The following is a 19,484-nucleotide window of genomic DNA, read 5'->3' as shown; positions in this document are numbered from 1 at the left end:
CGGTGAGTCAACCAACATTCGGTCCGAAATTGCGCTATATCATGAAAAACTGTGAAATTTATTTTCTGTTTATGTAACTGATTACCGTACTTTGACAAAAAAACATCCTGTTTGCCCCCTTCGCAATTATCAACAATAGTGCCTACTCGGTCACACAACCATAACGACAGATATGTAAAAATGAACGCGGTTTAGCATGGCCAAAGAGCCACTGTTCAAGTACCACCCATAAAAATTAATCAAAATAGTATAGATAGAATCCACAGCGGGAATTCTCAAACTATGACCACCCTGATCGAACAGCTGGCTGCCGCAAAAGGCATCGCCAGCGAGTATGTCGATGCCTGGGGCCAACCGGCCCAGGTGTCTGAAGAGAGCAAGGCCGCCATGCTGGGCGCCATGGGCTATCGCGTCGATGACGAAGCAGCCCTGACCGAGCAGCTGGAGCAGGAGCACCGCCAGCACTGGCTGCGCGCGCTGGATCCCGTGATGGTGGTTCGCACCGGCGAGCCGGTGACCCTCGAAGTCCGCCTCCCCATCGAATTCGTCAATGACGCCCTCACCTGGCAGCTCCAGCAGGAGCAGGGTGCCGTGCTGTCCGGTCAGTTCATCCCCATCGAGGGCGAGCTGGTCGGCGTCGCCGAATTCGAGGAGATGGAGTGCCAGGCCTATCGCGTCACCCTGGCGATGACCCCGGAGCTGGGTTACCACCAGCTGGTGCTGCTGGAAGAGGGCAATGACGAACCGCTGGCCACCATGCGTCTCATCGTCGCGCCCAAGGCTTGCTACAAGCAGCCCCCCATTGCCAATGGCCGCAAGGTGTGGGGCCCGAGCGTGCAGCTCTACTGCCTGCGCAGCCGCCACAACTGGGGTATCGGCGATTTCAGCGATCTGGGCCAGCTGGTCGAGAAAGCGGCCGCCTGGGGGGCCCACTTCGTCGGCCTCAACCCCATCCACGCCCTCTATCCGGCCAATCCGGAGAGCGCCAGCCCCTATAGCCCTTCATCCCGTCGCTGGCTCAACGTCGCCTATATCGACGTGGAAACCGTCCCCGAATTCCAGGGCAACGAGCGCCTCAAAGCGGAAGTGGCAAGCCCCGCCTTCCAGCAGCGCCTGACCGAGCTGCGCGCCAAAGAGAACGTCGACTACACAGGCGTCATCGAAACCAAGATCGCCATGCTGCGCCAGGTGTTTGACCAGGCCAAACTCAGCGCCGAACGTCAGGCTGCATTCGACAGCTTTGTCGCCGCCGGTGGCGACAGTCTGCAACAACAGGCCACCTTCGATGCCCTGCAGGCCTACTTCTATGCCAAGGGCGAAAACGCCTGGGGCTGGCCGGTGTGGCCCGAGGCCTTCCGTGACTACCACAACCCGGCGGTCGCCGCCTGGGCCTCGCAACACCAGCAGGATGTGGCCTTCTACCTGTATCTGCAATTCCTCGCCGACGAGCAACTGGCCCTGGCCGATGCCCGCGCCAAGGCCGCCGGCATGGTGATGGGGATCTACCGGGATCTGGCGGTGGGTGTCTCCGAAGGCTCTACCGAGATCTGGGCCAACCAGGATCTCTACTGCCCGAAAGCTTCGGTCGGTGCGCCGCCCGATATTCTGGGTCCCCTTGGTCAAAACTGGGGCTTGCCCCCCATGAATCCGAACCAACTGTTCGAGGCCGCCTATCAGCCGATGGTGGATCTGTTTCGCGCCAACATGCGTTCCTGCGGCGCCCTGCGCATCGACCATGTGATGGCGCTACTGCGCCTGTGGTGGGTTCCGCCCGGAGAGTCCGCCGCCAAGGGCGCCTACATCTACTACCCGGTCAACGACCTGCTCGGCATCCTGGCCCTCGAATCCCACCGCAATCAGTGCCTGCTGATCGGCGAGGATCTCGGCACTGTGCCGGAGGGGATCGACGTGACCCTGAAGGAGAACGGCGTCCACTCCTACAAGGTGTTCTTCTTCGAGCGCTCCAAGGAGGACGGTGGCTTCATCTCCCCGGCCCACTACGCCGAGCAGGCGATGTCGGCCCTGACCACCCACGACATGCCGACCCTCAAGGGCTTCTGGCATTGCGACGATCTGGCGCTGGGACGCGAGCTCGGATTGTATCCGGATGAAGACGTACTCAAGACCCTGTATGCTGATCGCCACCAGGCCAAACAGCGGATCCTCGACAGCCTGCACGCCCACAACGTCATCTCTGACAACATCAGCCGTGACGTCAACTGGGTTGGCATGAATACCGAGCTCAACCATGGCCTGCAGATCCACATGTCCCGTGGCAGCTGCGCCCTGTTCAGCACCCAGCTGGAAGACTGGCTGGAGATGGACAAGCCGGTCAACGTGCCGGGCACCAGTTACGAATACCCCAACTGGCGCCGCAAGCTCTCCGCCGATCTTGAGGATATTTTTGCCAATGAGGCGCTCAAGGCGCTGGCCGGCCAGATGAGCCGTGCCCGTGATGAGGCCAGTCGTTGAGCCGCTGTCGCGTACAGCTGACTCACCTCAATCTGCTCCGGCGCTGGCCGGAGCGGATGATCTGTCATGAAAGGAAATATCGATGCTCGTTGAACGTTTGGTTGCTGCCCGCTGTTCCGATCCCTTCTCTCATTTAGGCCTGCAGGCCAATCCGGATGGGCCCGGCCTCAAACTGACCGCCTGGTTGCCTGATGCCACCGAAGTTCGCGTCAGGGACCTCAAATCGGGCAAAGTTGTTGCCACCCTGGCGTCCTCCGATGACACAGGTCTTTTTGAAACTGTTTTCACCCGCCGCAAGAATCCCTTCCCCTACCAGCTGATCGTCAGCTACCCGAATACCACCACCGACGTCATAGACCCCTACCAGTTCCAGGACGCCGCCTGGGAAGGGCTCGCCGAACTGACCTGGCAGCCGGAAAACCTCTACCACACCCTGGGCGCCCAGCTGCGCACCGTGGAGCATCTCGGCCAGCGGGTGGAAGGGGTTCGTTTTGCGGTCTATGCGCCGAGCGCCACCTCGGTGAGCCTCATCGGCGACTTCAACTTCTGGGATGGCCGCCGCCATCCGATGCAGCGCAGTCTGTGCGGCCACTGGGTGCTGTTCGTGCCGGGTCTCAAGGCCGGGGAGCGCTACAAGTTCGAACTGAAAGACCCCATGGGCAACCGCCTGCCCCACAAGAGCGATCCGGTGGGCTTCTATTGCGAGCAGTACCCGTCGTTCGCCTCCGTGGTCTATGACCATGATCAGTACCAGTGGCAGGATACGGACTGGGTGGCGAGCCAGCGCAACGACAAGCGCGAGCAGCCCATCTCCATCTACGAACTGCATATCGGCTCCTGGAAGCGTCACTCCAACGGCGACAGCCTGAGCTGGCGCGAGCTGGCGGTGGAACTGGTCGACTATGTGCGGGAGATGGAGTACACCCACATCGAGCTACTGCCGGTCTCCGAACACCCGTTCAGTGGCTCCTGGGGCTATCAGCCGGTGGGCATGTTCTCCCCCACCAGCCGTTATGGCAGCGCAGACGACTTCAAGTTCTTCGTCGACAGTTGCCACCAGGCCGGGATCGGCGTCATCCTCGACTGGGTGCCAGCCCACTTCCCCTCCGATGCCCATGGCCTGGCCCGCTTCGACGGCACGCCGCTGTACGAGTACGAGGATCCGCGCCGTGGCTGGCACCCGGACTGGAACTCCTACATCTACGATTTCGGCCGCGATACGGTACGCCAGTTCCTGGTGGCGAGCGCTCTTTACTGGCTCGACAAGTTCCACGTCGACGGCCTGCGGGTGGATGCGGTCGCCTCCATGCTCTATCTGGACTACTCCCGCAACGCCGGCGAGTGGGTGCCGAACGTCGATGGCGGCAACCACAACTACGAGGCGATCAGCCTCTTGAAGTGGACCAACGAGGAGGTGTACGGCAAGTATCCTCACGCCATGACCATCGCCGAGGAGTCCACCGCCTTTGCCGGGGTTTCGCGCCCCACCTTCCTGGGTGGCCTGGGCTTTGGCTTCAAGTGGAATATGGGCTGGATGCACGACACCCTCACCTACATGCAAAAAGAGCCTATTCACCGCCGTTATCACCACAACGACATGACCTTCTCCATGGTGTACCACTATGACGAGAACTTCATTCTGTCGCTCTCCCACGACGAGGTGGTGCACGGCAAGCACTCATTGCTCTACAAGATGCCGGGGGATGAGTGGCAGCAGGCGGCAAACCTGCGCGCCTACATGGGCTTCATGTATGCCCACCCGGGCAAGAAGCTCAACTTCATGGGCACCGAGATCGCCCAGAGCAACGAGTGGAACCACGATGCCCAGTTGCCCTGGCACCTGCTGCAATACCCCAAACATGCCGGCCAGCAGCGGCTGATCCACGACCTCAACCACCTCTATCGCCACGAACCGGCCCTCTATCAGGCCGATTACGAGCAGACCGGCTTTCGCTGGCTCGATCACAACGATGCCGACAACAGCATCTTTGCCTGGCTGCGAGCAGACAAGGAGGGCGAGCAGGCCATCATGGTCGCCGCCAACTTCACCCCGGTTCCCCGCACCGACTATCGCCTCGGCGTACCGGCGGCGGGCCACTACCGGGTGGTGCTCAACACCGACAGCGAGTATTACTGGGGCAGCAACTATGATGTGGGTCTGGTGTTCGCCGCCGAGCCAACCCCCTGGCAGGGAATGGCGCACAGCATAGTGCTGGATCTGCCGCCTTTGGCGACCTTGTTTATCAAACAGGAGTCCTGATGCTGGTGATGGAAAAAGGGTCGGGCCACCCCCTGGGGGCCCGTCTTGATGAAGCAGGTTGCCACTTCTGCGTCTGGGCCCCCCAGTCGGACAGGGTGGAACTCTGCCTGTTTGACAACAACGAGCAGGAACAGGCACGGCTCGAACTGCCTGGCCGACGCGGCCAGTACCGATTCGGCTATGTGCGCGGGGTTCGGGCCGGCCAGCGTTATGGTTATCGGGTGCATGGCACGCCCCAAGAGGGGATGCTGTTCGATCCGGACAAACTGCTGATCGACCCCTATGCCCGAGCCCTCAGCCGTCCCCTCTACTGGGACGACGCCCTCTATCAAGGAGACAGTGCGGCCATGATGGCCAAGTCGGTGGTGGTGGATGACGCCTTCGACTGGCAGGGGATCGGCAAGCCAGCCATCGAACCGGCCCGCACCATCCTCTACGAGGCCCACGTCAAGGGCTTCACCCGCCAGCATCCGGGGATCCCCAAGGCGCTGCAGGGCACCTACCTTGGCATCAGCCACCCGCTGATGATCGAACACATGAAGTCCCTCGGCATCACCTCGGTGCAGCTGATGCCGGTGGCGGCCTTCATGTCCGAACCCAGGCTCGAGCAACTGGGGCTCAGCAACTACTGGGGCTACAACCCCGTCGCCTTCTTCGCCCCCGAACCGCGCTACAGCGCGCATACGGGCGAGGCGGTGACCGAGTTCAAAACCATGGTGCGCGAGCTGCACAAGGCCGGGCTCGAGGTGATCCTGGACGTGGTCTACAACCACACCGCCGAATCGGGCTTCGACGGTCCCATGTTGTCGTTCAAGGGATTCGACAATGCGGGCTACTACGCCTTCGAGGCGGGCCCACACGGTCCCGACTACAGCCGTCACGCCAACGTGACCGGCTGTGGCAACAGCGTCAATCTGGATCATCCCAACACCCTGAGGCTGGTGCTGGATGCCCTGCGCTACTGGGTCACCGAGATGCAGGTAGATGGCTTTCGTTTCGATCTGGCGGTGACACTGGCGCGAGAGGCTGGCGAGTTCGATCCCATGGGGGCCTTCTTCAAGGCATTGATGGCAGACCCTGTGCTGTCACAGGTGAAGCTTATCGCCGAGCCCTGGGACATAGGCCCGTTCGGTTATCGCCTCGGCCAGTTCCCGAGCCAGTGGCTGGAGATCAACGATCGCTATCGCGACACTGTGCGCGCCTTCTGGCGTGGCGACGCTGGCAAGATGGGGGACTTTGCCACCCGGCTGGTGGGCTCGCGGGATCTCTTCCCGAAGAACTGGCGCGCCCCCCACTCCAGCGTCAACTACCTCTGCTACCACGACGGCTTCACCCTGGAGGATCTGGTCTCCTACAACCAGCGCCACAACCAGGCCAACGGCGAGGACAACCGGGATGGCCACGGCAACAACCTCTCCAACAACTACGGCGTGGAGGGGCCGACCCTGGATCCGCGGGTCAACAACCTGCGCCAGCAGCAGAAGCGCAACATGATCGCCACCCTGCTGCTCTCCCAGGGCACGCCGCACTTCCTGGCCGGTGACGAGATGGGGCGCAGCCAGCTTGGCAACAACAACGCCTATTGCCAGGACAACCAGATAAGCTGGGTTAACTGGCAGTGGCGACCGGAAGACGAGCGGCTGTTTGCCTTCACCCAGCAGATGATGGCATTGCGGGCGGAGTCAGAGGTCTTCTCCAATCTGCAGTTGAGCGACGACAGCTGGAACGGTGCCCCCGCCAGCTGCCATCAGGTCAACTGGTATCACCCGGATGGTCATCAGCTCACCGATCAGGACTGGCACGCCCCCATGGGCCAGGCCTTTGCCATGGACATCGGCATGATCACCTGCCCCGGGGAGCGCTGGTACGTGCTGTTCAACGCCAGCGACTACGATATCCAGTTCCGCCTGCCCCCGCCCGGCGAGGGAATGGAGTGGATCCAGACCATAGACACGGCCACCAACGACGGCCTGCCGTTCCTGCCTGACGACATCAAGCGCCAGGTGGCGGTCAGCCGGGCCCACTCCCTCAAGCTGCTGGAACGGATCGTGCGCGATGAGCAGGCAGAAGAAGCCTTGCCCCATGAGGAGGCGCATCTTCCCGCCACCGTGGTGGCGCCGCCTGCCAACCCGATCACAGATGCAGGCAAACCATAACAGGCATGCTGGAGTCAGCTTTACGGAGCCGCTATGCTGGGCACCGTTATCAGTGGCGAGGAGTCGGAATGAGCAGTAACAACCCCGAACAGTGGCGCGACAAGCTGAGCGCCGAGCAGTTTCACGTCTGCTGGGAGAAAGGCACTGAGCGCCCCTACAGCGGCGCCCTGCTGCACAACCGCAAGAGTGGTGACTACTTGTGCGTCTGCTGCAAGAGCGTGCTGTTTCACTCGGATGCCAAGTTCGACTCCGGCTGCGGCTGGCCTTCGTTCGACCGGGCCATCGAGGGGACTGTGACCTACACCGAAGACAACAGCCACGGCATGAAGCGGGTGGAGATCACCTGCAGCCAGTGCGGCTCCCATCTGGGCCACGTCTTCCCGGACGGCCCGACCGAGACCGGCCAGCGCTACTGCGTCAACAGCCTGAGCCTGGACTTCGATCCCGAAGGCTGAGCAAGTTATCCCGAGCAATAAAAAACGGCGCCCCTGACATCAGGGGCGCCTGTTTTTACTGGGCTCCAGTCATGCCTGCCATCAGGCCAGCAGCAGGGTTGTCCCCACCAGCAGGCCGGCAATGGCCAGAATAGGCAGCTTCACGACTCTCAGCAGATAGAAAGCGATGGCGGCCAGCGCCAGATCCGTTGGCGCCAAAACGGCACTCTGCCACACCGGCTGATAGAGGGCGGCCAGCAGCAGTCCCACTACGGCGGCATTGATCCCCGTCACCACCCCCGCCAGCCTGGGGTTGGCCAACCAGCTCTGCCAACAGGGTCCCATGGCCCACAGCAGCAGAAATCCCGGCAGGAAGATGGCCAGCGTCGCCAGCAAGGCCCCCGCAAACGGCGCTGCAGGCAACAGCTGGGCCCCCAGGTAGGTAGCGAGGGTAAACATGGGGCCCGGCACCAGCTGGGCCAGGCTGTAGCCGGTCAGAAACTGCTGCTGGTCGAGGGTATGCCCCACGCTCTCCTGCAGCAGGGGTAACACCACGTGACCGCCACCAAACACCAGGCTGCCAGCCTGATAGAAATCGGCGGCCAGACGGCTGGCGGGATCCGTTGCCAGCAGTGGCAGACCGATGAACAGCAGGGCAAACAGCAACAGGGTCGGCCAGTGCGGCTGGCGCCGCTCGCCAGCCTGCGGCGCCGCCGCCATTGTGCCCTCCCCCTGACGTACGCAGAGCAGGGCTGCGCCCGCCAGCATGACCAGCTGGGTCAAGAGGCCGGGGTGCCACCAGAGGGCGGCAGCGGTCACCACCATGATCCCCTGTTGCAGTACCGTCTTGCAGAACTGGCGACTCATGGTGAGCACGGCATCGGCCACCACCACCAACGCCAACAGCTTGAGGCCGTGCAGGGCGGCCTCCAGCCAGAGGTTGTCAGTGAGCAGGCCCACGCCGATGGCGGCGGCCAGCAGCAACACAAAGGAGGGGAGCGTAAAGCCGATGAAGGCGGCCAGGGCGCCCGCCAGACCCGCACGGTGGCGACCGATGGCAAAGCCAAGCTGGCTGGAGGCGGGTCCCGGCAGCAGTTGGCACAGGGCCAGTAACTGGGCGAATTCGGCCTGGGTCAGCCAGCGCAGCCGCTCGACGAAGGTACGCTGAAAATAGCCGATATGGGCGGCCGGCCCACCGAAACTGACGCAGCCCAGCCACAGAAACTGAATAAACACCTGCCCCACGCCACCACTCCTGTCTTGTTATAAAAGGCACTGGCGGGATGATATGACAAAGGGATGAACCTGTTATGACTATTCGGGTGATCCCGCTGGCAAATCGCAGTGAACGGTCAGCCGGCTGGCGATGGTTATGATGTCTCCTGGCCTGGCTGTGGCAGATAGCAACGACCGGCCAGCCAGCAGGCGATGGATTGGCGACTGGCATCGAAATGAGGCTCTGGCAGCGCGCGGGGATCGCACCAGACCCAGCCTTCGCACTTTTCCGGCTCCAGCAGTTGCGGCTCGCCTGCCACCTCGGCCAGCAGGGTGACCGAGATGTAGTGCAATCCGCTCTCGCGCCAAGTCTCCAGATTGTTGGTGACGGCGATGACCCTGGGGTCGCTGATGACAAAGCCCGTCTCTTCGGCCACCTCGCGAATGGCCGCCGACTCGAAGCTCTCTCCCAACTCCAGATGGCCGCCCGCAATGGACCAGTAAGGGGCGTGACTTCCCTTGCGTTTGCCGAGCAGCACCTGGCCCTGGCTGTTGGTCAGGATGACGCCGACACCGACCCGGGGATAGGGAGTGGCCATACGAGAAGCTCCTTGCGATACGACAACATGAACAGGGGCCCACCTTAGGCCCTATGACACCGGGGTGCAAGTGCCAATCGGACCTGTCGATACGGTCTGGCGCGCCATTGCCACGGGGTTGAATAACCCGGCAATGGCGCAAATGGTAGCGAAAGCCGCCAGCGAGTGTGATCCATTCATCATAAAATGACAAAATCTGGCCACAGAATGGTTTTTTTCGCGATCTCGCCTGCACTTTGCCAACCTGTTCATGGTGCGCTCAGTTTTCTCTTCCCATACTGGCCCAGCAGTTCCAAAAGAGGAGAGACAAGATGCAGTCATCATTGGTCGGGCTCTCCATTCTGTGGGGGCTAGCCAGCTTTGGTGTTCAGGGGGATTTCATCGAGAGCCGTGATTCCGTTGCGCCATCCTGGCAAACCGAGTCCAGAGTGGAGATGGAAGGTTATCTGATCGAATCGCTGGGGGATGATCGCTGGCTGTTCGACAACGGCAGCGAGAGCCTGCTGGTCTCCCTGCCCGAGGGGCAGTGGGTGCAAAGTGGTGAGCGGCTGCGCCTGAGTGGCGAACCGCAACAGGAGCCGTCAGGCTGGCTGCTGCAGGTAGAGGACATCAGCCAGGTCAGCGTCTGACCGCCGGCGAGCGCAACCGCTATTGCTTGCTCGCACTCACCATCACCAGAGTCTCAATAAAATCAAGGCGTCAATGGCGCCTTGATCTCTTTATGCCGTAACTCTGGCCACGGGCGGGATTACTCATCCTGCTCCCGTGCGATGGCACGCCAGCCGATATCCTTGCGGTAGAAAACCCCATCCCACTTGATGCGAGCCGCCAGCTGGTAGGCACGTTTCTGCGCCTCGGCGACCGTGTGACCGAGGGCGGTTGCACACAGCACGCGGCCACCCTGGGTCAGGCTGGTATCCCCTTCCAGCCGAGTCCCGGCGTGGAACACCTTCTCGCCCGCGACCTCATCCACCGGCAAACCGCTGATGGGGTGGTTGCTGCTGTAGTTGCCGGGATAACCGCCCGCCGCCAGTACCACACCGATGGCGGCGCGGGGATCGTAGAGCGCCTCTTTCTGATCCAGCTTGCCCTCGCAGGCCGCCAGGCAGAGCTCCACCAGGTCGGACTGCATCCGCAGCATGATGGGCTGGGTCTCGGGATCGCCGAAGCGGCAGTTGAACTCGATCACCTTGGGATTGCCCTGGCCATCGATCATCAGGCCGGCATAGAGGAAACCTGTGTAGACGTTGCCTTCGGCCGCCATGCCACGCACGGTCGGCATGATCACCTGTTCCATCACGCGCCGGTGCACCTCGGGGGTGACCACGGGGGCCGGGGAGTAAGCCCCCATGCCGCCAGTGTTGGGGCCGGTATCGCCATCACCAACCCGCTTGTGATCCTGGCTGGTGGCCATGGGCAGCACGTGCTCACCATCGACCATGACGATGAAACTCGCCTCCTCCCCGTCCAGGAACTCCTCAATCACCACCCGGGCACCGGCATCACCAAACGCGTTGCCGGAGAGCATGTCCCGTACCGCCTCTTCGGCTTCGCTCAGGGTCATGGCGACGATCACCCCCTTGCCGGCCGCCAGGCCGTCGGCCTTGATCACGATGGGCGCGCCCTTCTCGCGCAGGTAGGCCAGCGCCGGCTCCACCTCGGTGAAGTTCTGGTAATCGGCGGTCGGAATGGCGTGACGGGCCAGGAAATCCTTGGTGAAGGCCTTGGAGCCTTCCAGCTGGGCGGCGGCGGCGGTCGGGCCGAAGATGGGCTGACCAGCGGCGCGGAAGGCATCGACCACCCCTTTCACCAGCGGAGCCTCGGGGCCGACTATGGTCAGGCCGATCTGCTTCGCCCTGGCAAACGCCAGCAGTCCTTCGATGTCGGTCGCCTCGATGGCCACGTTCTCGATCCCCGGCTCCAGCTGGGTGCCCGCATTGCCCGGGGCCACGAAGACGTGGCTCACCAGGGGAGAGTGTTTTGCCTTCCAGGCCAACGCATGTTCACGGCCACCGTTACCAATGATCAGTACTTTCATCGTTTCGCTCGCTTCTATTTGTGGTCACCGCCCCGGCTTGCGCCGCGACCGGTGAAAATAGTCAGTTGAAAAGAGACAACAAAAGGGCCGCCTGAGGCGGCCCTGACCCATCAATGACGGAAATGACGCATGTTGGTGAACACCATGCACATGCCGTGTTCATCGGCGGCGTCGATCACCTCCTGGTCACGCATCGAGCCACCCGGCTGGATGACGCAGGAGATACCGGCCTGGGCCGCTGCATCGATACCGTCGCGGAACGGGAAGAAGGCATCGGAGGCCATGACGGAGCCCGCCACGGTCAATCCTTCATCCGCCGCCTTGATGCCGGCTATCTTGGCCGAGTAGACGCGGCTCATCTGGCCGGCGCCGACGCCGATGGTCTGGCCATCTTTGGCGTAGACGATGGCGTTGGATTTGACGAACTTGGCCACCTTCCAGCAGAACAGCAGATCCTTGAGTTCCGCCTCGGTCGGCTGGCGCTTGCTGACCACGGTCAGATCACCCAGGGTCACCATGCCGAGATCGCGCTCCTGCACCAGCAGGCCGCCGTTGACCCGCTTCATGTCGAAGCCGGCCGCCGGTGCGGTCCACTGACCACACTCGAGCAGACGCACGTTCTGCTTGGCGGCGACGGCATCGCGCGCCTCCTGGCTCACGGTCGGGGCGATGATCACCTCGACAAACTGGCGCTCGACGATGGCTTTGGCGGTGGCGCCATCAAGTGGCCGGTTGAAGGCAATGATGCCGCCAAACGCCGAAGTGGGATCGGTCTGCCATGCGCGCTCATAGGCGGCCAGCAGATCGTCGCCGATGGCCACGCCGCACGGGTTGGCGTGCTTGACGATGACGCAGGCCGGCTCGCTGAACTCCTTCACGCACTCAAGCGCTGCGTCGGTGTCGGCAATGTTGTTGTAGGAGAGAGCCTTGCCCTGCAGCTGGACTGCGCTGGAGACAGAGCCCGGCGCCGCGTGCTCTTCGGCATAGAAGGCGGCGGCCTGGTGGCCGTTCTCGCCGTAGCGCATGTCCTGTTTTTTCACGAACTGGCTGTTGAAGGTGCGCGGGAAGCGGGACTCCTCGTCACCCTCTTTGTTGTCGCCGTAAGAAGGAACCAAGGTGCCGAAGTAGTTGGCGATCATGCCGTCGTAAGCGGCGGTGTGCTCGAAGGCGGCAATGGCCAGATCGAAGCGGGTGGCAAGGGTCAGGCTGTTGCCGTTGCCGTCCATCTCGCGGATGACGCGGTCGTAGTCGGCAGCCTTGACCACGATGGCGACATCCTTGTGGTTCTTGGCGGCGGAGCGGACCATGGTCGGACCGCCGATGTCGATGTTCTCGACGGCATCTTCCAGGGTACAGCCAGGCTTGGCGACGGTCGCCGCGAAGGGGTAGAGGTTGACGACAACCATGTCGATGGGGGAGATAGCATGCTGGGCCATGATGGCATCATCCTGATCCCGACGGCCGAGAATGCCGCCATGAACCTTGGGATGCAGGGTCTTGACCCGGCCATCCATCATCTCGGGGAAACCCGTATAGTCAGAGACCTCGGTCACCGGCAGACCCGCGTCGCTCAGCAGTTTGGCGGTACCGCCAGTGGAGAGCAGGGCAACACCACGCTCGTTGAGTGCCTTGGCAAATTCCACGATGCCAGTCTTGTCAGACACACTCAGCAATGCACGGCGAATGGGTCGAGCTTGTTCCATCACACTATCGTCCTCAACATAACGGGGACCGTTCCATGGGAGGCGAGGCTCAACACAGAGAGTCCCCTAATAAATGGAAGTGGGGGATTTCGCAAACCACTCTTATCCAGGGACCCGTCCCTGGCCAAAGTGTTTTAAGAAATGCCCGCTTGGCGCGACGCTCTCTTATGGGCGCGTATTCTACACAAAAAATGTGACGCGTGGGGGATTTTTTAAAACAACAAAGCCTTGTGTGGCGCGGCATTAAACGTTTTCCTGTTGATTTTTGCAAAACGTTTTCACTTTCAGGGTTTTACCGGAAAAATGCCCTTCATCTGACTTTTATCTGTCCCTTTCACGCCCTTGGCTGGCAATCGACGGGCAAAGGGGCGATAGTGGAGGCGATTTTTTACTGAGCGGCATATCCAACGGGGAACAAGCCATGTATCGGATTGGGGAACTGGCCAAGGCGTGCGGGGTAAAGGCAGATACTCTGCGCTTTTACGAGAAAAACGGACTCATCTCGCCGGGCATTCGCAACGAGTCCGGCTATCGCCTCTACGGCGAGCAGGACAAACGGCGACTGGAGTTCATCATCCGCGCCAAGTCGGTGGGCTTCTCCCTGGCCGACATCGGCGAGCTGCTGGCCCTCGACACCAACAAGGCCAAGGTCACCTGCCAGGAAGTAAAGGCGGTGGCCGATGCCAAGCTGGCCCAGGTGGAGCAGAAAATCGTGGAGCTGACCCGTTTTCGCGAAAACCTGAGGGAGCTCTCCGACATCTGCTGCGGCGGCCCGCGTTCGGCGGAGCACTGCGCCATCCTGGAGACCCTGGAGTCCGGTGCTCCCTCCCGCCACGAGCACCACGATCATGAGCACTGAGCTGCGCCGGCCCCGGGTATCCGCCTTTCTCGCCCTCTCCCTCGACGGTTTCATTGCGGGGGAGGGGGACGATCTGACCTGGCTTGAACCCTACTACGGCGACTCCCAGGAAGAGACCGGCTACAGCGCGCTGATGGCCAGTGCAGACACCCTGCTGATGGGGCGCAACAGCTACGACACCGTGAGCGCCTTTCCCGAGTGGCCCTACGGGAACAAGCCAGTGGTGGTGCTGACCCATCGCCCGGCCGCTTCCCGTGACCGCGTCTCCTTCCGGCAGGGGGCGCTGCCACAGGTGCTGGATATGCTCTGGCAGGAGGGGAGCCGCCACCTCTATCTGGATGGCGGCGAGGTGGTCAGGCAGGGGCTGCAGGCCAGGGTCGTTGACGAGCTGACCCTGTTCTGGGTCCCGGTCACCCTGGGGGCCGGGGTGTCGCTCTTCTCGGGAGCCCTGCCCGATCGGCTCGCTCCCGTCTCCAGCACCCTGCTGCCGAGTGGCCTGGTGCGCGTGGTCTACCGTCCTGCCTGACCCCTTGCGCGGGGGAGGCTAGAGGCTCACAATCGGCACGTTTTTTCGCCGCCTGCCCCGGTTCTGTGGTGGCAGGGGCGATGGGCAAACACGACAATCCCATCAAGGAGCCGATATGGCCAAGAAGAAGGTGACCCGGGTCACCACCGAGCCCGCCTGCGAACATCTGCGCGGCATCATTCAGGACAACCACCTCAAGGCACTGGTGACCTCTCCCCTGTTCCAGGCCCGGGTCGAACCGAGCAAGAAGGGCAAGGGCAGCTATCAGCGCAAGGCCAAGCACGGCAAGCGGTGGGAGCCCGGCCAACAGCAGATGGTAGGCGTCTGCTGCTGAGCGGGTTTCTGCTTTGGAACCTGTCCACGATCTTGCTGCGAGGCCGTGATCAAGGCTCATGTGCTGCTCGGAATCCTCATGTGTACTTCTCCGGTTCCTGCGCTGCTCTTCACCTTGCTGACAGCCTCTCGCGACAGACAGTGAACAGGTTCTTAGAACCAAAACAAGCGGGGCGCTCATGGCGCCCCGCTTGTGTTCCATCTGGTTAAAGGCGGTTACCTCATTCGTCCATAAAGAGTTCGAGCAGCACGTTCAGATAGCGATGGCCCAGGGGGGTGAGCTGCCAGCTCTCCCCCAGATCCTCGATAAGCTCCTTGCTCCGGGCGATGTCCAGTACCGTCTCCACCCGCTCCAGCGCCAGACCGGTATAGGCTTCGAACTCCGCCTTGGGAGCCGGTTCAAACAAACGGAACCGGTTCATGAAGTACTCCAGCGGCAGATCGTCCTCGGTGACCTGCCACTGCTCGTCCAGATAGGGACGGGCGAGATCCAGGTAGCCTTTCGGGTGTTTCACCTTGGCGGTGCGCAGGATCTGGCCACTGGCGAGATCCGTCACCTTGCCGTGAGCGCCGCAGCCAATCCCCAGATAGTCGCCAAAGCGCCAGTAGTTGAGGTTGTGGCGACACTGATAACCCTCTTTGGCATAGGCCGAGATCTCGTACTGGCGATAACCTCTGGCGGTGAGCATGGCGTGGCCCTGCTCGTAGATGTCCCACAAGATGTCATCTTCCGGCAGCCGGGGTGGCTTGGAGGCGAATGCCGTGTTCGGTTCTATGGTGAGCTGGTACCAGGAGAGGTGCGGTGGCGCACAATCGATGGCCTGCTGCAGATCGTAGAGGGCATCCTCCAGGCTCTGATCCGGCAGGCCGTGCATCAGATCCAGGTTAAAGGTGGGAAGCTTGATGGCGTGGGCCAATGCAGCGGCCTTGCGCGCCTCTTCCGGGCCGTGAATGCGCCCGAGCCGGGTCAGTTTCTCCTGCTGGAAGCTCTGCACCCCGATGGAGATGCGGTTGATGCCGGCCCGTTGGAAACCGGCGAACTTGTCCGCCTCTACCGTGCCCGGGTTGGCCTCCATGGTGATCTCGCAGTCCGCCGTCAACGGGATGCGGGCCCGCACCCCGTCCAGCAGCGCCTGCATCGCCGCCACCGTCAGCAGGCTGGGAGTCCCGCCGCCGATAAAGATGGAGGAGAGGGGGCGCCCCTGGGCCCACTTCAGATCCTGCTCCAGATCCTCCAGCAGGGCGGCCACGTACTCGAGGTGAGGCAGTTCTCCCTTCTGGGCGTGGGAGTTGAAGTCGCAATAGGGGCACTTCTGGACGCACCAGGGCACATGGATATAGAGGGAGAGAGGCGGCAGTTGCAGCATGGGGATTCCACTAATCAAAAATAAAAACGGGGGCTGACGGCCCCCATTGTAGATGAAATGCTTGCCGGAGTATCCCGGCGCCGTGCCCGGGCTCAGTGCGCCGCGGCCAGGGCCTCTTTCAACTTGGCCAGCGCCTGGCCACGATGGCTGAGCTGGTTCTTCAGATCGCCTGGCATCTGGGCGGCGGTGCAGTCGTGATCCGGTACGAAGAAGACGGGGTCGTAACCAAAGCCGTGCTGACCGCGCGGCTCGTCGATGATCATCCCCTCCCAGCTCGCCTGGCAGATGATGGGTGTGGGATCGTCGGCGTGGCGCATATAGACCAGCACACACCAGAAGCGGGCGCTTTTCAGGTAATCCGGGGCGCCCTTGAGCTCACCCAGCAGCTTGTCGATGTTCTCCTGGTCGCTGGCGTTGTCGCCGGCGAAACGGGCGGAGTAGACACCGGGGCGGCCGTGCAGTAGATCCACTTCGAGGCCAGAGTCATCGGCCACGGCAGGCAGTCCGGTGATGCGGGCAGCATGGCGGGCCTTGATGATGGCGTTTTCGACGAAGGTGGTGCCGGTTTCATCGGCATCGGACACTGCAAACTCGCTCTGTGGGATCACCTGGATCTTCATATCGGCCAGCATGGCGGCCAATTCCTTCACCTTTTTCTGATTCCCTGTTGCCAGGACAAGCTTGTTCATCGCACACCTCCGCAAAAATAATCTGCGCATTCTATGCGTCGCAGCCGTTTAGTAAAAGCGCCAATTGTCACTAATCCCGCCCCATCCAAGGCCCATCACAAGGTCCTGTTTGCTACCGGAAAAATACATGTTTCCGTATAGGAATAACCGAAGTGATTAAATACCATTTCTATTCATTACTGTGACTCAGTAGACTCGCGCACCAACCGATTTCTCCTGTCTTCATGAGGTGGCTGATGCCCTTGATCCTTCTGCTCGTACTTCTGGTACTGTTCGGCCCGCTGGCCATCGACATCTACCTGCCCGCCATTCCGCAGATGGCGGAAAAGCTGGGCGCAGAAGTGACCCTGATGCAGGGCACCATCACCTGGTTCCTGTTCAGCATGGGTCTGGGCCAGCTGCTGGTGGGACCGCTGGCCGACCGTTACGGCCGCAAGCCCATCGCCCTGGGCGGGGTACTGCTCTACGGCCTGAGCGCACTGGGCGCAGGCTTCGCCGCCAGCCTCGGGGAGCTGATGCTGGCTCGGGTGCTGCAAGGCTTTGGCGCCTGTGCCACCTCGGTCGCGGCCTTCTCAGTAGTGCGTGACAGCTATGGCCCGAAAAAGAGCGGCCAGATGATCTCCTACCTCAATGGCGCCATCTGCTTCATTCCGGCGCTGGCCCCCCTGTTTGGTGGCTGGCTCACCGCCAAGGCGGGCTGGTCTGCCAACTTCTGGTTCATGGCCGGATATGCATTGATGGTCGGCGGCTGGTTGCTGTGGCGCATGCCGGAGACCCGCCCGGAGGATACCCGCAGCGAGGGAGCTCTCATCAGCTGGGATCGCTACAGCCCTGTGCTGCGCTCCCCCACCTTCCTGTTCAACGCGGCGCAATGCATGCTGGCGATGGCGGTGATCCTCGCCTATGTCACCGCCGCACCGGTGCAGCTGATGGTGAAGCTGGGGCTGGATATGAACGGCTTCAGCTACTGGTTTACCACCAACGCGGCGGTGAACATCCTGGCCTGTTTCCTGGCCCCCCGCTGCGTTGCCAAAATGGGACCGAGACGCACCCTGCGCATCGGCCTGCTGGCCCTGCTGGTGGCGGCCATCACCCTGACCCTGACCATGCATCTTGACCATCCGCTGGGCATGATGGGCCCCGTGTTCCTCTCCAGCATCGCCTTTGCCATGATCCTGGGCTCGGCCGCCGGCATGGCGCTGGCCCCCTTCGGCCAGTGCGCCGGTACCGCCGCCGCCCTGCTCGGCCTGTTCCAGATGAGCGGGGCTGGCGCCCTGGTCGGCCTCACCGGCGCCCTGATGCAGGATCCCCTGGATCAGCTGGCCCTGCACATGTGGCTGCTGTTGCCACCACTGGTGGTGTTGATGACCCGCCAGGGACGGCGCTTGTGTTTGCAATAAATCCTGTGCTCTGATGAGCACATCCGGGGGCCGCTGGCCCCCTCCTCTTTTTTGTGACCCGTCGCCCGCCGGCACAGGCGCCCGACCCCGACTCATGTCAGCGGAGAAACACCCATGAGCCAGACTCTCAACGCCGCCCTGGTGGGCTATGGCTTTGCAGGCAAGACCTTTCACGCCCCCTTTCTCGGCACCATTCCGGGCCTTCGCCTCAGTTGGGTGGTAAGCCGCGATGCTGCCAAGGTACGGGCCGATCTGCCCGATTGCCGGGTCGGTTCGCTGGAGGAGGTGCTGAGCGACAACACGGTTGATCTGGTGGTGATCGCCACCCCCAACGATACCCATGCTCCCCTCGCCCGCCAGGCACTGCAGGCCGGCAAGCATGTGGTGATCGACAAGCCGTTCGCCCTGGATCTGGCCGAGGCGAAGGCGCTGGTTGAACTGGCGGAAAAACAGCAGCGGCTGCTCAGCATCTTCCACAACCGGCGCTGGGACGGGGATTTCCTCACGGTGCGCCGCCTGCTGGCAGAGGGAACCTTGGGGCAGATCGCCCAGTTTGAATCGCACTTCGATCGCTATCGCCCCGAGGTGCGCCAGCGCTGGCGCGAGGCGGGCGGTCCGGGTTCCGGGCTCTGGTGCGATCTCGGCCCCCATGTGCTGGATCAGGCGCTGCAGCTGTTCGGTCTGCCCGACTGGCTGCAGGCCGATCTGGCCGGGCAACGCCCGGGGTCCCTGAGCGATGACTACTTCCACGTGGTGCTGGGCTACGGCGAGATGCGGGTGGTGCTGCACGGCAGCTGCCTGGTGTCGGCCACCATGCCCCGCTTCATCATTCACGGCAGTGCGGGCTCGTTTATCAAGTTCGGCATGGATGTGCAGGAAGAGCAACTCAAGCTCGGCAAGCGCCCTCCGGCGGCCGACTGGGGCGTGGACAGCGAGCCAGGCCGGCTCAGCCGGATCCGGGATGGCCAACTGCAACAGGAGCTGGTCGCAGGTGAGGCCGGCGACTACGGTGCCTACTACCGCGGAGTCTGCGCCGCCATCCTGGGCGAAGGGGCAAATCCGGTGCCCGCCGGAGAGGCCCTGACGGTCATGGCGCTGCTGGATCTGGCACGCGAGAGCCATAGCTCGGGAAAACGGCTTGCTTGTCAGAAGCTGTCTGACTGACCACGCCGACAACAAAGATTCAAACAAAACCTTAAAACCGTTTAGATACCAAGCAGGCAAGATAAAATGGTGATTAGTTGTGCTACATCACCATTTTTTGGACATTTTTAGTTGAATTTAGCTAAATGAGCAGTTCTTTTTATCTATGGTACGAAAAAATGTCATTGTGATATCCGTTTTCATCTGCAACCGTTGGGGCTATATTGCGTCCGCCTCTTGGCTCCCGGCCAATGATTGGAAAACCGGGTGAAAGGACGCACTTTGATGGT

16 protein-coding genes are annotated in these 19,484 nt (G+C 62.0%); 10 read left to right on the top strand and 6 right to left on the bottom strand.

The annotated features are described in order from the left end of the window. Positions 1-282 precede the first annotated feature (282 nt). The 4 genes from malQ (at position 283) to msrB (ending at position 7,343) form a co-directional block, all read left to right on the top strand. Positions 283-2,472: a 4-alpha-glucanotransferase gene (gene malQ, locus ACB028_RS10710; protein ID WP_371144249.1), complete on the top strand. Its 2,190-nt coding sequence runs from the start codon at positions 283-285 to the stop codon at positions 2,470-2,472. Between the two features lie 82 nt (positions 2,473-2,554). Next, entirely contained in the window at positions 2,555-4,732 is a 2,178-nt protein-coding gene (gene glgB, locus ACB028_RS10705) for a 1,4-alpha-glucan branching protein GlgB (RefSeq protein ID WP_371144248.1), read from the top strand. Beyond that, positions 4,732-6,888 (top strand): glycogen debranching protein GlgX, encoded by a 2,157-nt coding sequence (gene glgX, locus ACB028_RS10700; RefSeq protein ID WP_371144247.1) that lies wholly within the window; start codon positions 4,732-4,734, stop codon positions 6,886-6,888. Before glgB ends, glgX begins: the two co-directional genes overlap by 1 nt. Before the next feature lie 68 nt (positions 6,889-6,956). After that, positions 6,957-7,343, top strand: coding sequence for a peptide-methionine (R)-S-oxide reductase MsrB (gene msrB, locus ACB028_RS10695; protein WP_216993709.1), 387 nt, complete (start codon positions 6,957-6,959; stop codon positions 7,341-7,343). Positions 7,344-7,424: 81 nt separating this feature from the next. Here msrB and chrA read toward each other — a convergent pair whose 3' ends face one another. Further along, the gene (gene chrA / locus ACB028_RS10690; RefSeq protein ID WP_371144246.1) at positions 7,425-8,567 is read right to left on the bottom strand and encodes a chromate efflux transporter; all 1,143 of its coding nucleotides are present in this window, start codon (positions 8,565-8,567) and stop codon (positions 7,425-7,427) included. A 125-nt stretch (positions 8,568-8,692) separates the two neighbouring features. Then, positions 8,693-9,136 (bottom strand): NUDIX hydrolase, encoded by a 444-nt coding sequence (locus ACB028_RS10685; protein WP_371144245.1) that lies wholly within the window; start codon positions 9,134-9,136, stop codon positions 8,693-8,695. Between the two features lie 311 nt (positions 9,137-9,447). Here ACB028_RS10685 and ACB028_RS10680 point away from each other — a divergent pair, with 311 nt between their 5' ends. After that, positions 9,448-9,765, top strand: a complete 318-nt coding sequence (locus tag ACB028_RS10680; protein ID WP_042026978.1) for a hypothetical protein — start codon at positions 9,448-9,450, stop codon at positions 9,763-9,765. 119 nt (positions 9,766-9,884) lie between these two features. Here ACB028_RS10680 and purD read toward each other — a convergent pair whose 3' ends face one another. Further along, positions 9,885-11,174, bottom strand: a complete 1,290-nt coding sequence (purD, locus tag ACB028_RS10675) for a phosphoribosylamine--glycine ligase (RefSeq protein ID WP_224210375.1) — start codon at positions 11,172-11,174, stop codon at positions 9,885-9,887. A gap of 110 nt (positions 11,175-11,284) precedes the next feature. Then, positions 11,285-12,877 carry a bifunctional phosphoribosylaminoimidazolecarboxamide formyltransferase/IMP cyclohydrolase gene (gene purH / locus ACB028_RS10670; protein WP_371144244.1) on the bottom strand — a complete coding sequence of 531 codons (1,593 nt, stop codon included), beginning with the start codon at positions 12,875-12,877 and terminating at the stop codon, positions 11,285-11,287. A 421-nt stretch (positions 12,878-13,298) separates the two neighbouring features. On the opposite strand from purH, the gene zntR reads away from it, so the two are divergent. The 3 genes from zntR to ACB028_RS10655 all read left to right on the top strand — a co-directional run bounded on the left by zntR (position 13,299) and on the right by ACB028_RS10655 (position 14,596). Further along, the gene (gene zntR / locus ACB028_RS10665; protein WP_268855428.1) at positions 13,299-13,736 is read left to right on the top strand and encodes a Zn(2+)-responsive transcriptional regulator; all 438 of its coding nucleotides are present in this window, start codon (positions 13,299-13,301) and stop codon (positions 13,734-13,736) included. Continuing rightward, the gene (locus tag ACB028_RS10660) at positions 13,726-14,262 is read left to right on the top strand and encodes a dihydrofolate reductase family protein (RefSeq protein ID WP_371144243.1); all 537 of its coding nucleotides are present in this window, start codon (positions 13,726-13,728) and stop codon (positions 14,260-14,262) included. The genes zntR and ACB028_RS10660 overlap by 11 nt, the downstream gene beginning before the upstream one ends. Positions 14,263-14,377: 115 nt before the next feature. After that, complete coding sequence (locus tag ACB028_RS10655; RefSeq protein ID WP_354688431.1) at positions 14,378-14,596, top strand: ribosome alternative rescue factor ArfA; 219 nt, start codon at positions 14,378-14,380, stop codon at positions 14,594-14,596. Positions 14,597-14,816: 220 nt separating this feature from the next. On the opposite strand, the gene hemW is transcribed toward ACB028_RS10655, so the two are convergent. Both hemW and rdgB read right to left on the bottom strand, forming a co-directional pair. Further along, on the bottom strand, positions 14,817-15,962 hold the full coding sequence (hemW, locus tag ACB028_RS10650) for a radical SAM family heme chaperone HemW (RefSeq protein WP_371144242.1): 1,146 nt from the start codon (positions 15,960-15,962) through the stop codon (positions 14,817-14,819). Between the two features lie 92 nt (positions 15,963-16,054). Beyond that, entirely contained in the window at positions 16,055-16,651 is a 597-nt protein-coding gene (gene rdgB, locus ACB028_RS10645; protein WP_371144241.1) for an RdgB/HAM1 family non-canonical purine NTP pyrophosphatase, read from the bottom strand. 236 nt (positions 16,652-16,887) lie between these two features. Here rdgB and ACB028_RS10640 point away from each other — a divergent pair, with 236 nt between their 5' ends. Both ACB028_RS10640 and ACB028_RS10635 read left to right on the top strand, forming a co-directional pair. Then, complete coding sequence (locus ACB028_RS10640) at positions 16,888-18,051, top strand: multidrug effflux MFS transporter (protein ID WP_371144240.1); 1,164 nt, start codon at positions 16,888-16,890, stop codon at positions 18,049-18,051. 114 nt (positions 18,052-18,165) lie between these two features. Continuing rightward, the gene (locus ACB028_RS10635; protein WP_371144239.1) at positions 18,166-19,215 is read left to right on the top strand and encodes an oxidoreductase; all 1,050 of its coding nucleotides are present in this window, start codon (positions 18,166-18,168) and stop codon (positions 19,213-19,215) included. Positions 19,216-19,484: the final 269 nt, after the last annotated feature.

The sequence above is a fragment of the Aeromonas sp. S9(2024) genome (assembly GCF_041403185.1).
Classification (GTDB): domain Bacteria; phylum Pseudomonadota; class Gammaproteobacteria; order Enterobacterales; family Aeromonadaceae; genus Aeromonas; species Aeromonas enteropelogenes.
This window is presented reverse-complemented; position numbering and strand designations above follow the sequence as displayed.